Source organism: Listeria grandensis FSL F6-0971 (assembly GCF_000525835.1).
Taxonomy (GTDB): domain Bacteria; phylum Bacillota; class Bacilli; order Lactobacillales; family Listeriaceae; genus Listeria_A; species Listeria_A grandensis.
On the sequence record NZ_AODD01000030.1, the window covers coordinates 1 to 13,096 of the forward strand.

Annotated in this window: 13 protein-coding genes; 3 read left to right on the forward strand and 10 right to left on the reverse strand. The window is 39.6% G+C overall.

Annotated elements, in window-relative coordinates; genetic code table 11:
- Nucleotides 1-2,520, reverse strand: a 2,520-nt coding sequence (locus PGRAN_RS13640) for a SpaA isopeptide-forming pilin-related protein (RefSeq protein WP_036067886.1), incomplete at its 3' end; no start/stop codon positions are given.
- Between the two features lie 653 nt (nucleotides 2,521-3,173).
- On the opposite strand from PGRAN_RS13640, the gene PGRAN_RS13645 reads away from it, so the two are divergent.
- The 3 genes from PGRAN_RS13645 to PGRAN_RS13655 all read left to right on the forward strand — a co-directional run bounded on the left by PGRAN_RS13645 (nucleotide 3,174) and on the right by PGRAN_RS13655 (nucleotide 4,652).
- Nucleotides 3,174-3,500, forward strand: a complete 327-nt coding sequence (locus PGRAN_RS13645) for a hypothetical protein (protein ID WP_036067888.1) — start codon at nucleotides 3,174-3,176, stop codon at nucleotides 3,498-3,500.
- A gap of 103 nt (nucleotides 3,501-3,603) precedes the next feature.
- Nucleotides 3,604-3,828: a hypothetical protein gene (locus PGRAN_RS13650; RefSeq protein ID WP_036067891.1), complete on the forward strand. Its 225-nt coding sequence runs from the start codon at nucleotides 3,604-3,606 to the stop codon at nucleotides 3,826-3,828.
- A gap of 152 nt (nucleotides 3,829-3,980) precedes the next feature.
- Nucleotides 3,981-4,652, forward strand: coding sequence for a Crp/Fnr family transcriptional regulator (locus PGRAN_RS13655; protein ID WP_036067894.1), 672 nt, complete (start codon nucleotides 3,981-3,983; stop codon nucleotides 4,650-4,652).
- A 330-nt stretch (nucleotides 4,653-4,982) separates the two neighbouring features.
- Here PGRAN_RS13655 and PGRAN_RS13660 read toward each other — a convergent pair whose 3' ends face one another.
- The 9 genes from PGRAN_RS13660 to PGRAN_RS13700 form a co-directional block, all read right to left on the reverse strand.
- Nucleotides 4,983-5,594, reverse strand: coding sequence for a Crp/Fnr family transcriptional regulator (locus tag PGRAN_RS13660; protein WP_036067896.1), 612 nt, complete (start codon nucleotides 5,592-5,594; stop codon nucleotides 4,983-4,985).
- Nucleotides 5,595-5,785: 191 nt separating this feature from the next.
- On the reverse strand, nucleotides 5,786-6,451 hold the full coding sequence (locus tag PGRAN_RS13665) for a cyclic nucleotide-binding domain-containing protein (RefSeq protein WP_036067900.1): 666 nt from the start codon (nucleotides 6,449-6,451) through the stop codon (nucleotides 5,786-5,788).
- Between the two features lie 487 nt (nucleotides 6,452-6,938).
- Nucleotides 6,939-7,175 (reverse strand): MerR family transcriptional regulator, encoded by a 237-nt coding sequence (locus PGRAN_RS13670; protein ID WP_241433360.1) that lies wholly within the window; start codon nucleotides 7,173-7,175, stop codon nucleotides 6,939-6,941.
- On the reverse strand, nucleotides 7,172-7,933 hold the full coding sequence (locus PGRAN_RS13675) for a YqiA/YcfP family alpha/beta fold hydrolase (protein ID WP_051998658.1): 762 nt from the start codon (nucleotides 7,931-7,933) through the stop codon (nucleotides 7,172-7,174). Before PGRAN_RS13675 ends, PGRAN_RS13670 begins: the two co-directional genes overlap by 4 nt.
- A complete protein-coding gene (locus PGRAN_RS13680) occupies nucleotides 7,930-8,655 on the reverse strand; it encodes a glycosyltransferase family 2 protein (protein ID WP_077914700.1) in 726 nt (241 codons plus the stop codon). Before PGRAN_RS13680 ends, PGRAN_RS13675 begins: the two co-directional genes overlap by 4 nt.
- 7 nt (nucleotides 8,656-8,662) lie before the next feature.
- Nucleotides 8,663-9,934, reverse strand: coding sequence for a glycosyltransferase (locus tag PGRAN_RS13685; RefSeq protein ID WP_036067905.1), 1,272 nt, complete (start codon nucleotides 9,932-9,934; stop codon nucleotides 8,663-8,665).
- A complete protein-coding gene (locus PGRAN_RS13690; RefSeq protein WP_077914701.1) occupies nucleotides 9,931-10,800 on the reverse strand; it encodes a hypothetical protein in 870 nt (289 codons plus the stop codon). The genes PGRAN_RS13685 and PGRAN_RS13690 overlap by 4 nt, the downstream gene beginning before the upstream one ends.
- A 5-nt stretch (nucleotides 10,801-10,805) precedes the next feature.
- Nucleotides 10,806-12,122 (reverse strand): UDP-glucose dehydrogenase family protein, encoded by a 1,317-nt coding sequence (locus PGRAN_RS13695; RefSeq protein WP_036067908.1) that lies wholly within the window; start codon nucleotides 12,120-12,122, stop codon nucleotides 10,806-10,808.
- A 20-nt stretch (nucleotides 12,123-12,142) separates the two neighbouring features.
- Complete coding sequence (locus tag PGRAN_RS13700; RefSeq protein ID WP_036067937.1) at nucleotides 12,143-13,078, reverse strand: NAD-dependent epimerase/dehydratase family protein; 936 nt, start codon at nucleotides 13,076-13,078, stop codon at nucleotides 12,143-12,145.
- Nucleotides 13,079-13,096: the final 18 nt, after the last annotated feature.

Below are 13,096 nucleotides of genomic sequence, written 5' to 3' on the forward strand. Positions count from 1 at the left end.
CGGCTTGCCATCTAAGATGTAGCCACCATTCGGTGCTTGTGTTTCTACAAAGTGATAGTTGCCATATGGTAAGTCGCTTACTGTTACTTTACCTGTTGTCGCGGCACTTGTATAGACACCTACTTCATTACCTGGCGCGCTTGACGTACCTTCATACAGTGTAAATTCTGCACCTGCAAGCGGGTTTTGCGTATCTGCATCTACTTTTGTAAATTCTACCCCACCACGCGGGTCAGCAAAGGCCACGGTTTGATCGGCATCATTTAAATCTTCGTGTGTTGCGACGATAAGACCTGATGCTACATCAATCAGTTGCTCAAATACGACAACTTGTTGTCCACGTAGAGCTGTCGCGTCAAAAGCTGCTAAGTCTACTACTTCTTGACCTGTTGCGTTGGCTGCGGTGAATTGTTTTTGTCCTGTTGTTAGTTGCAAGGCGCTATTTTTTGTTAAAAGCGTTGCATCTAAGCGGTATTCTTTATTTTTAATTAAGTTGTTATAAGAAACGCGGTCACTAATTTTAGCTGCTTCTCCTGGTAAAAGAATTTTACTTTCTGTGCCTGTTTCAAAAGCTACTGTTTGGATTGTTGGATCTACGATTGCTTTATTAGAAACCTGTACTTCAAATGGTACTGTTACTTCTTGTTCTCCAATTGTAAATGGTCTTGGTGTTGCGTCCAACTCATAACCTGCTGGTGCTTTTGTCTCTACAAAGTAGTAGCTACCAAATTCTAAGTCTTTCACTTGGAAAGCTCCTGTATTATCTGTTGTATGGCTACTTACTCGTGTTCCTGATCCTGGTGTTCCGCTGAATAAATCAAACTCTGCTCCTTCTAGGCCCTTGCTTTCGTCTGCTTCATCATACTTGATTAATTCTACAGATCCTACTGGCTCTTCTAATTTCTTATTAGAAACCTGTACTTCAAATGCTACCGTTACTTCCTTTTCTCCAATTGTAAATGGTCTTGGTGTTGCGTCCAACTCATAACCTGCTGGTGCTTTCGTCTCTACAAAGTAGTAGTCGCCAAATTCTAAGTCTTTCACTTGGAACGCTCCTGTGTTATCTGTTGTATGGCTGCTTACTCGTGTTCCTGATCCTGGTGTTCCGCTGAATAAATCAAACTCTGCTCCTTCTAGGCCCTTACTTTCGTCTGCTTCATCATATTTGATTAATTCTACAGATCCTACTGGCGTTTCTTCGGGTACGTTAATAATAGCTTCCGTTAACTCTTTCACACCAGCTTCAGTTAATTCAAAACGATATGGTTTTTCCAACAATACGAAACCTTCTGGTGCTTCCGTTTCTCGAAGTTCATAGGTTCCAAATTTCAAACCATTATAACTGATACGACCATCCTCATTGGAAGTGAGGCCTGCTTCAATCAGCCTTTCATCACCATTTGTACCTATACGGAATAAATCAAATGTCGCATTCGGAAGTGGATTACCATTATTATCTTCCTTCACAACAGTAAAACCTGCTTGTGTTCCTTCTGCACCACCTTCTCCGCCTTCAATACGAACAGTCGTCTCTACATCTCTACTATAATCTCTTGCTGTTACCGTTGCGTTATTAGTAAATTCTTCTCTTTCTAAATCAGTAATTTCTGTTTTATAAATAATCTGTCTACCGTATCCATCTGTTAAATCGTCTAGGTTCACACGGAATGTCCCCGCCGCTTGATTATAGTCTAATACATCTGATGTACCTAGCTCTAAACCAACACCTGCTTGTCCACCTGACTTACCAAACGCTTGTCGCACTCGAACCTTATTTTCTATCAATTTTTGTCCTGGTCCGTGTGTATCCATAATCGATACATCGTACAATGGTTTGTAATATCCTGGATCACTTTCATTCTCTTTCAATGTCGGCGGGATGAAGGTAACAAACCATTCAATCGATTTACCATCATCACTTAAATAACCCCTTTTATACTGTTGATCTGGTACGACTTCTTCCGGATCTGGCTCTCCTGGAGGTCCACCGCCACCTGGCTCTCCTGGTGTAACCGTTACAGGCCCTTCACCAGGAATGTCAAAATCTAATTCGATATCTTCCCCAGGTACTACATCATCTGAAAATCTTACATAAAATTCAAAATATCCTTTAACATCAGAACGCGTTTCTGGATAGTTAGTGAATGTAACGTTGTACTCTTGTGATCCCGGTGATGTTGCTTGCCCAACTGCTACCGTTATGCCGTTATCATCTTTGAAATCCATCTGTACATTTTGAGCAGTTTTTAGTTGCGATGGTAGAGTTACTTGCATTCTATCCCCTGCATCTACATCTATATCATTAGGAATTTCCCAATCGTAACGAACTTTGAATCCTGCATCTACTGGGATTTCAGAAATGGGATTGCCGCTACTATCTAAAATTGTAGTAGTTTTTATAAATTGATTTCCCCACTGTTTTTCACCTGCTGCTGACGCGATTAATTGCATCGATAATTGATTAATAACTAATACACACAGTAGCATGATTGTAACTGCTTTTTTAAAATTTTTCTTCATTCATTTCCTCCTGGTATTTCGAATTTGTTAATGCCTGACTGCCTGTCTCAATTACTAGTATATATATAAACCTAATTTTACGATGTAACATATGTTACACGATGCTTTTTCATTCCATACCTGCTCTATATTTATCTTTCTTTATTTGTCTCTATACAAGATATACCAACTCTTCATACCATGTTTTAGCTTTTCTTACGACGTTGTATGATGGAAAAAGAGTATTTTCAGCATGCTGGATTGACAAAGATAAATCAGGGTATTTTCGTGTTGCTAGTACATCATTACATAACTATAGGTGTATCATTGTTTCCTCCCTTGAAGAGAGTAACACGATTCCTACTGATGCTTTGTAACAAAAGTGACAGGTCTGAAAAATGGCTGTTATGTACACTGAGAAGAGCCATTTTTCATGACTGTTCGTCAACTATCGCTGTGTTGGCAACGTTCTCAAACGAATTCCAACTCTCTCCCTTCTATAATATGTATCTTATTTTGTCATTTTCAAATGCAAAAATTCACATATAATAGAAACTTATTTACGACAAAATACGGATAACATATGTTACAATTCCCTTTCTTTATGTGTGTTACTGTAATACTGTTATTGGACTACCAGTAAATTCGAATAGGAATGGAGAGTGTTCTAGCAGATGGATTTTTTACATGTTCATGATCTATTGATTAAAAAACCTAACTTATTAATTGCATTGCTCGATATGACAGAACTTGATACTTGGCATCCAGATGTTTGTCAGTTTCAGAAACTAAAAAGTTATCAATCCTTAAACTTAGCAAATACCGAAAAAATTATTCATGTTACGAAGGGAGTTTTATTACAACAGGTAAATAACGCGGACATTTGTAAAATAAGTGTGAATGCGATTTGGTCGACAAATGATGTCATTTTCCATAATGTTTTTCAGCAAAACCAGTACGAGTATCTAGCTATAGGTGATGTAGAAATAGCTTATTTTTGACGCACGGCTTGTTTTGGATACCCTTTCGAAAGAACCATTTTTTCCCGATTTTTTAATTGACTATAATAAAAGGCAACAAGAGGAATTTTTTCAGTTTTCATACATGTTGACGAAAAATATTCGCGATCGTGTCTTAGATGTTATGAAGCGCTTCTCAAAAAAACATCCAGATGGCTATATGGTGCCAAAACGTGTCAATAGTTTACTTCTATCAAAATGCTGTCAAGCCACTCCTGCAACCATAAAAAAAGCCTTACTAGACTTAAAACACGAAAAAAGAATCATCAAAAAAGAACAGCATTTATTTATTCAAGAGGAGATGACATAATGCTTTTAGTCAGAACTTCTTCGTATCTATCTAGCTACTCTTTGTTTGTGAGCAGGTTTGTAAAGAAAGGCTAAATTTAACATTATTATTACGCTTTGTTGTATAATAACTATAAAGAGCCACATGCTGGAATCTGCAAGGAGGTAATGATAATGAACTTTATACAGTTTCATAAAGAGTTGTTTCGTGTTAATTCTAGGTTTTCAGAGTACGCGGCGAGCCATGCAGATACCCAAGAATTTTTCTTTGAAGGACCTAGCTTATTTCAGGTTGATTTAGAGAAATACGCGTTTCTCGTTCATGAAGGCGTTCTACTTAAATATCATATTTCTCCACTAGGGAAGATGCTATATGATAATTTTTATACGCGTAATTCTTTTGTCGGCTTACTTCCTAATATTTTTTATTTTGATGATTATTTTGAATACACAACACTAGGTAATATTCACGGGTTGAAGATTCCACTGTCAGCTTTAGATTCTTATCCTGAGGACCTTAAAAATGAGCTTTTCCTCCGAAATATACAGCGTGAATTATTTTGGAAAGATAGTGCCGCTAGAATGCTAGGATTAAATCTGAAAGAAAAAATCTATTATATTCTATCCATTATTCACAGCTTCCGTGGCATTAACCCATGGGATAATACCTACAGCATTCCTAAATATATTACACATGAAATTTTGGCTAATGTAGCTAATGTGAGTCGGACTCGTGTGTCTTACGTCATGTCTGAATTGCAGAAAGAGAACATCATTACGTACAGCAAGGAAGGCAAGATTGTTATTTTAGATATTGATTTTTTACATGATTCTTGCGGTTATTAGCGAGTGCAAGGCATCTTAAAAAACACCGCCTTATAAGCTCTATTATCCTGTGTACTGCTTCGATTTCGTAGCATTAAAACAGGATAATAGGCTTTTTTATTTAGCGTTTGGAATATAGATATGCTTTTACTAATCTCGCTTTTGGATGGAACATTTGGATTCATTCTTTATCGTATCCCCACATACTTTTCTTCATCAAATACGTTATCCGTTTTATTTTATATGTAATTAACCAAATTTACCCTTTTTATTAATGCAGAGATCCTGCTATTTCAAAGCCAACCATCTCCTTTAGTGCGCAACTATCTAAAATTGTAATTGGTTTGGGCGTTAGTTTAATGAGCCTTCTTCTTCAAATTGGGATAGCATCTTCGTTGTGTATTCTCGCGTGATTTGGCAGTAGCTAGCTAAATCATAGTGACAGATTTCTTTTGGTAAATAGCCTTCTGATTCTCCTTGTTTTTTAGACTCCAGGTGCAACAAAGATGCCGCTATTTTTTCTTTCGCTCGTAAAAGATTTAGCTTACCGTAATAATTAGCAGATTGTGTCAAATTATCAATGAATTTTAGTAAAATCGAGGTTCCCCAACCAGATGCATCAATGACATTTAATACGAAATACGGATCAATAAAGTAGGCCGTTGTTTCAGAAATCGTTTCCATTTCATACTGGTTATTCTCCTTGGACAGCAAGGATGCAAAACCAATGAATTCACCATCACCCGAAAATGAGACCGTCGTTTCTTTCGCATTATGACTTGCTACAATCTTGGTTAGTCCTTTTTCTATATAGATGAAAGAACGATTATCTGTCACCCTAGAATCGATAACTGTTTTAGCTGTTAGCACTTTCTTTTTTGCATATTTATCAAATGATTCATTAGAAAAAAGTAATAGTTTTAGAAAATCCTCATCGATTTCAACGCCTAATGTTTGTAACATAGTGAAGCACTCCTTCTGATTTCTACTCAACCTTTGTCTCTAGTTCTCTCTTAGACTTTGTTACAGTAATGGAGATTGTTCTCAGGTCTCACCCCTCTCTATGAACGTTCATCGTCTTTCATATATCAAACTGTACATTTTCCATGTTACTTCCTATTCCATATTTAAGTTTTTTTGTAGCTTATACGAACTCATGAATCGGAATAATCTGAATTATGATCTAAAATTATTTTTCCATCCTTGTATATGATTTTATTTGCTAACTCTAGTTCTTGCATTGCTTTTTTAGCAGTATGAGGTGATATTTGGCAACATTTAGACAGAAGTAGATAATTGACCGTTTTGGGAATATGATAGCCATCTTTTTCTCTTGTGGAAAGTAGCTTAATAATATCTATCACTCTTTCTTGCACACTTTTAGTAAGCATATGTGAATATTGATAAAACAGAGTTTCTTGATGTTTTAAAGTATCAATTAGGAGATCTGGGAAAAAAGCTTGATCAGAAAGTTCCTGTAATACAACGTTGGCGTCATAAATCGCTACTTCTGTATGCCCAAGGGCAATATATTCATAGTGAGTAGCTTGAAAAACATTATGAAAAATAAAATCATGTTCCATCCAAATAGCATTGACGGTTTGCTTATTTTGCTTTAGATTATTAACTTGTTGCAATAAATGACCCTTTACAACATAAATCACTCTGCCTGTATCTGATAGATCAAGGCTTTCATGACTTTTCAACACTTTAAGTTGGTAACAATCCGAATCCTCCTTATCAATATTTGATAGCTCTAGCAAAGGTAACAACAAGTTAGGTTCCCTAAGCAATAGACTGTGAACCACAAGAAAATCCATAGGAAGCCTCCCTTTAAATATGAACTACATTAATTAGCATAATGCATATTTTTTTAATATTACAGACAAAAAAAACACTAATTTACATATAAAACTCGTTATTTCATCGTTTAAAATTTGCAAATTGCAAATTATTCACGAGAACAATTGCGGCTCAACATATTTTTTTGTGTCTATTTTGTGTCGGAAAATTATACTGGCTAAACCCGATATGCTATCTGACAAAACAATCTGAGGCATAATCCAAATAAACCGACTCTCAAATGCTCACACTATTGGGGCTGTTCGATATGAAATAAGTTACAGTCCCAATATAAGCATGAACAACGTGGACGGTTAATCCTATCCAAAATCTCCTGAGTACAAACGCTTTCGCTCGATTTGTGTAACCTTATCCGAAATACAGATGGGGCGTTTTCGGCTTGTTTTGAGTTACAGATATGCTTTTGATTCAGGCTCTTAACTGATTATTTGATTTAGCCATCGCTTATTCCATCTGTTGGAATGGTCGATATTTTTTCCTTAGTCCACTTGCGTCCTGTTTTCTAATTTCGATTTCGTAGCGGTAAAATAGAACAGCCGATCCTTTTTTTATTTTTGTGATTTTACCGCGAGTAACTAAGGAGTGAAAGCATTGTTTAGATATACCTAAATGTTCGATAGCTTCTTGCCGAGATAGGAATTCTCGATTTAATAAAGACAGGAGTTCTTCTTGGCGATTCACGATAGCTCACCTCTTATTTTAGCTAATATTTGCAATAAGTATGGTGGGAAATAGTTACGTACGTCTGCATGAGACACGTATTGTTCTATGTCTCGCTCAACCTTGATTTGTTCATCTGCCAACTGTGATAAAAGTGGTTCGATATGGCTTTTGTAGGTGTGCTCTTTGTCGGAGTAGTGCAGGTAAATGTTTGGTGCTTCTTTTTCAGAAATGGCTTCCTTTAGCATATGATCTAATTGTTGTATCTTCGCTTCGGAGATTTCACCAAGCATCGATGTTAGCGTTGGTATGCGTTCAGGCTCTGCTCGAAGATATTCTCCAACAAAATACTGAGGTGCACCAGAGATCACATTCGTAGCGCCTAATCGGAAACCGAAATAAAGCGCTGCGTATCCACCTTTACTTGAACCGATATACGTGGTTTGTGTCGCTTTCATGTCTTGAGTGATCTTCGTGATAAGTTCCTCCACAGCATCACGGATCTGAAAACTTCCCTGTTCGCAAAGGTAATACACGCCTCGTTTCTGGAAGCCGAAATCATCTAAAATGAAAAGCTTATTTCCGGGTACTTCTTTGAGCGTATTGACATAGTTGTAGGTTGCAGACATTCCAGCTCTTGGGAAAGCGCTGAAGATGACAAGCAAATCTTGACTCTGCCTATCTTTTTGAAGCAGGTAGCGTAACTTTATCCCGTTGGACTGTGTCGCTGTTTTCCCAATGATTTGAAAATAAAGCTTAGCTAGTAGTTTTTTCATCATGCATATCCACCTACCCGCTTTTTTATGGCTTGATAAACGTATCCTGTGAAATTGTACAGCGTATGAATATAGTTGAGCTTTTCTTGCTCTCGGTACATCTTCCACGTTTGTTGCAGCATCTTGGTCTTGTTAGCGGACAATGTATTTGCTTCGACTTGGTAGTACGCGAGTCCTTCGTTCAAACCATATGCGTGGATGCCTGTTTTTAAAATGGCGAGCCATGTTGCGGTATCTTGCCTCGTACGGATATTCGGCATCGTAAAGTGACCAACAATGGTACGGTCAATCATGACAGTTAGGCAACCGATAATCGTGTTTCGTAGTAGTTTTTTATACGTCATCTCGGCCGGAGCTGGAACGAGACGCTTTTTTCCGTTTGGTTCATTGCGATAATAAGCCGTGAAGCTAAAGCCAATTTTATTTGTAGTCATGAAAGCGTGCTGGCGTGCTAGTTTTTCTGGATACCAGCTGTCATCACTGTCCAAAAACGCGATGTACCTTCCCGTCGCGGCTTCCATGCCAGTATTTCGCGCAACGGCTGATCCGCCATTTTGACTCAGCCGGATCAGTCGAATTCGTGTATCTGTTATTTTCTCGACAATACGACACGTTTCGTCGTTAGAGCAATCGTCAATGATGACTAGTTCTAAATCCTGATATGTCTGTGTGAGAACGCTTTGAATGGCGTGCTCTACTGTTTTAGCGCTGTTATAACTTGGCATAATAATGCTAATTCGTTCGTTTTCGATGGGGGATTCCTCCTAACGTTGTGTAATAACCGAGTAAGCGATGTTGCTCGTTGTCCCAGATGTATTTTTCTCGAATCGCGGCAATGTTCGTCTTGAGCTCGGCGTAATGATGCGGGTTTTCGATGATAGCATTAACACCATCCGCAATCGACGCTGGGTCATGCGAATCCACACATATTCCGACTTTATCGCCCTGCACCACTTTTTTTATTTCTGGAAAATCACACGCGATGACTGGTACAGCGGCAGCAATGTATTCGAATAACTTATTAGACGAGGCCGAATAATGATTGAAGCACGTATTGTTCAAAACTTGAAAACCAAGATATGCCTGCTCAGTATAGCTTTTTAAATCAGCAAGCGGCACTTGAGGAACGAATTTGACTTTGTGATCTAAACCATGTTCGGCGACCAGTGCTTCCAGTTCTGTTTTTTGACGGCCGTTTCCGATAAAGACAAGTGTTCCTTTTTTGAAGAATGGCGCTGCAGCTACTAGTTTTTCCAAACCCCGACCTGGATTGATAACGCCTTGATAAAGTAGAATGCGTTCATCTTTTGGTAGATTTAATGTGTTATGCAGTGATATGACATTTGTTGGTGTCCCATCAAGCTCGGGATAGTTATGCAACACGCCGGGCAGAAAACCGTATATTTTATCGTTGTATTTTGCTCGGGTATCATTTTCAACAATCATGAAGTCAACGGTCTTGATATAAACAGCTTCGATAAAGCCGTGAATCGTGCGATGGTAACCTTCGCGGCTCGTCTGTACTTCATGGGAATCATAGATAAGCGGCTTCTTTTTCAAGCGACATTTCGCGGCAATATGTGCTTGTGGCAATGTATTCAAATCATGCGCATGATAAAAATCGGGCTTCCTACTGCGAGCGACGCATGTCATTTCAACGATAAGTAATCCCATTTGCAGCAGTCGCCTAACTTTTGGAATCGCTAATGTTGCAAGAAGTAAGGCGCTTAGTGTGGTTGCAATCAGCCCTCCTGAGAATAAGCTCAGAGCAAGTATGGCTACAAGAAGACACAGAATCCAAATCATCCCTTGTCTACCACCAATTCGCGTCACCTGAAAACCTTGTTGTACCTCTTCGTTGAGCGGTAACATCGCTTTTCCCGCTTCTTGCACACATATCAAATCGACCTGATACCCTGCATCCGACAACGCTTTTCCTTCCTTGTACACTCGTGCATCATTCGCGAAATTATTAAAAAGTAACATCGTAATCTTCTGTTTCATATAGACATCCGTTCCCTATTGTTAATCTCTCGCAAAAATTGTTCCGTTCGCCGCCTCTGCCCTATTTGATTGACATGATAGACAGAGTTGGCAATCTCTGAAAGCGGTACAAAGTAATCATTTGGCGCACCGATGACCGTAAAGTTAGACTCCAAATATGCTTTTAAATCAGCGATATAACTAGAATTTTCATACGTATCAAATTCGAGTGTGCTGGGATATGTTAGTTTAACCTCGATGTTCCGCCTTTTCGCCATACTTATAAAACGATGCAACGCTTGAATCGCTTCTGTCTCCTCAAAATGATCTGGAAAGCGTAACGGCTTATTCTTGCTGGAATCTAAATCTGAAATCGCGATATTCTGATAGGCCCCACATTCGCTAATATCAAATTTTTTCTCGACAAATTTTACATTTAATCTTAAATTAGCAAGTAAATAGTAGGCTTGCATCTTTGGTGAAAAACGTTTCAATTTGTGTCGGTTGTACATCCGATAATACTCATACGCAAAAATATCATGATTTGGTCGATAATAAAGCGAATAAGCGAGGCAAAGTACGATTTTATCCCCTGATTTTGCATTTTTCATCGCTGTATCGAGGATAAACTGCATGCCCAAACCAACGTTTAAGCCAAAATTCACATGAGACAGTTCTTCTTGCTCATTCAAAAGAGCTGTATCAAAACTGTACAATACGTCGCTTCCTCCCACGATTAAACACTTCTTTCCTTGTATCCGAGCCGCATAATTCTCCTTCAATACAAGCAACCGTTTAATTCGCACAATCCCTTTTGCCTGATAGAAAAAGAAATACAGGAAGATTCCTACGATAAATAATACGACAACACTAACGACAATAACCAAGATAATCACCTCAAAACCGGTATTTTATCATGATTGTTCCGTCCAATGGAGTGATACATAATTCCCGCTTCTTTCATCTGCTTTTGATCCATACAATTTCGTCCATCGATGATAATTGGTACACGCATCATTGTTTTTAAAGCATCCAAATCAAGCTGCCTCACCTCATACCATTCCGTCACAATGATAGCCGCCTCTGCATCAAGCAAAGCAGGCTCCATCTTATCGTACAATTCCACCGAGTTCGGCAACAATGGACGCGCCTCTTTCGTTGCAACTGGGTCGTACGCCACAACATTCGCGCCAGCATCCAACAATTGTGTAATAATCTTAATCGAGGCTGCATCGCGCATATCGTTCGTATTTGGCTTAAACGCTAATCCCAGCACTGCTATTTTTTTCCCACGTAAATCATGGTGAATCGTCAATAAGTTCTCCATCACTTTTTCATAACGCACCGCATTCACTGCCTCGACAGCATCCAATAACGGCAAGTTCTCCCCCTCCTCGCGCGCCATCGCAATCAACGCCCTCGTATCTTTCGGAAAACACGAACCACCGTAACCAATCCCGGCCCGCAAAAATTGACTCCCAATCCTTTTATCCATGCCAATACCAGCACTCACAGCTTCAATATCTGCATTTTTCCATTCACACATATTCGCCATCTCATTAATAAAACTAATCTTCGTCGCTAAAAAAGCATTCGCTGCGTACTTAATCATCTCAGCGCTACGAATATCTGTCTCAAAAATCGGCACAGTAAACGGTTCAAAAATTGCTCGCATCACGCTCGCCGCTTCCTCGTGCGCCGTCCCCACAACAATCCGATCACCATAAAACGTATCATGAATCGCGCTACCCTCCCGCAAAAATTCGGGATTCGAAACCATCATCGGCCGAGTCCCGCAAGTCATCGCAATCGTATCCGCAATTAAATCATTCGTCCCAACCGGAACCGTGCTCTTCGTCACAACGACCGTTTCCTCGTACACAAATGGCGCAATATCACGAGCTACAGCCAAAATATAATCCAAGTTCGCTGAACCATCCGCACTTTGGGGCGTCCCGACCGCAATAAAGAACACACTATCTTCCTTTACAGCATCACGCAACTCCGTCTCAAACGCTAATCGCCCATTCCAAATATTATTGCCCATCAAACTCTCCAACCCTGGCTCATAAATCGGCGACTTGCCATCACGCATTCGCACCACTTTTGCCGTATCCAAATCTACACATGTCACCTGATGCCCTACTTCCGCAAGCGCCGTCCCAGTCACCAACCCAACATAACCTGTACCAATTACAACTATATTCATATTCCTCTCCTTCGCATCCTCTATTTCACCAGTACCATTTCTTGCTTCTCCAAATGCATCTGCTCTAAGCCCTTCGCCAACGTGTACTGCGGCCGCCAACCCGTCACCTCTTGAAATTTTGCATTAGAAAGACGACTATCACGCACATCCCCAATCCGATTCCTTCTATTTTCCGGTACCACCGTCACTTGTAATAAATCGCTCATCACCGATAACACATCATTGATCGACGTCTGCTCACCTGTAGAAATGTTATAAATTCCATTTTTCCGAACATTCAAAGCTAAAATGAGCGCTTCCGCAATATCGGCCACATAAACAAAATCACGCGTCTGCTCCCCATCTCCATGAATAATCGGACTTTTCTCATGTATCATTTTATCCCAAAAATCAGAAATAACATCCTTTGCTCCTGTCTCTTTTTGGCCATAAACGTTCGCAAATCGGAGGACACAATACGGAAAATCCACCATCTCATTGTTTAACTCCAAATATTGCTCCCCCATCCATTTCGACATGCCATACGGTGAAATCGGCATTGGCGCGGCATCCTCCATGAGTGGCAACTCCGTGCTATTCCCATAAACCGCTGCCGATGAAGCAAATACAAACCGTTCAAAATCTGCTAATTCCTTGCAAGCCTCCATCACGTTCAACGTTCCCATAATATTAATATCCGCGTCCAATTGCTGCTGCTCCAGCGACACCTGTACATCAATCTGTGCAGCCAAATGAATCACAAAATGCGGCGCTATCTCCTTAATATACTCCTGCGCGGCGTCACTCCGAATATCACAAACCTTCAAATCCACCAACATCTCAGGAATAGCCGATCGATGACCACTACTCAAATCATCCATCACAAAAACCTCATGTGGCGTTGCAAGTAAATTCTGAACCACCCGGGAACCAATAAAACCACAACCACCTGTTATTAAAATACGTTTTTTCCTCATGATTTTTCCCACTTTCGA

Bases quoted from the DNA above. Each gene is read 5' to 3' on its own strand.
- PGRAN_RS13655 (WP_036067894.1), top strand. From the start codon at position 3,981: ATGAACTTTATACAGTTTCATAAAGAGTTGTTTCGTGTTAATTCTAGG.
- PGRAN_RS13660 (WP_036067896.1), bottom strand. From the start codon at position 5,594: ATGTTACAAACATTAGGCGTTGAAATCGATGAGGATTTTCTAAAACTA.
- PGRAN_RS13650 (WP_036067891.1), top strand. From the start codon at position 3,604: ATGTTGACGAAAAATATTCGCGATCGTGTCTTAGATGTTATGAAGCGC.
- PGRAN_RS13700 (WP_036067937.1), bottom strand. From the start codon at position 13,078: ATGAGGAAAAAACGTATTTTAATAACAGGTGGTTGTGGTTTTATTGGT.
- PGRAN_RS13665 (WP_036067900.1), bottom strand. From the start codon at position 6,451: ATGGATTTTCTTGTGGTTCACAGTCTATTGCTTAGGGAACCTAACTTG.
- PGRAN_RS13695 (WP_036067908.1), bottom strand. From the start codon at position 12,122: ATGAATATAGTTGTAATTGGTACAGGTTATGTTGGGTTGGTGACTGGG.
- PGRAN_RS13685 (WP_036067905.1), bottom strand. From the start codon at position 9,934: ATGAAACAGAAGATTACGATGTTACTTTTTAATAATTTCGCGAATGAT.
- PGRAN_RS13680 (WP_077914700.1), bottom strand. From the start codon at position 8,655: ATGCCAAGTTATAACAGCGCTAAAACAGTAGAGCACGCCATTCAAAGC.
- PGRAN_RS13645 (WP_036067888.1), top strand. From the start codon at position 3,174: ATGGATTTTTTACATGTTCATGATCTATTGATTAAAAAACCTAACTTA.
- PGRAN_RS13675 (WP_051998658.1), bottom strand. From the start codon at position 7,933: ATGATGAAAAAACTACTAGCTAAGCTTTATTTTCAAATCATTGGGAAA.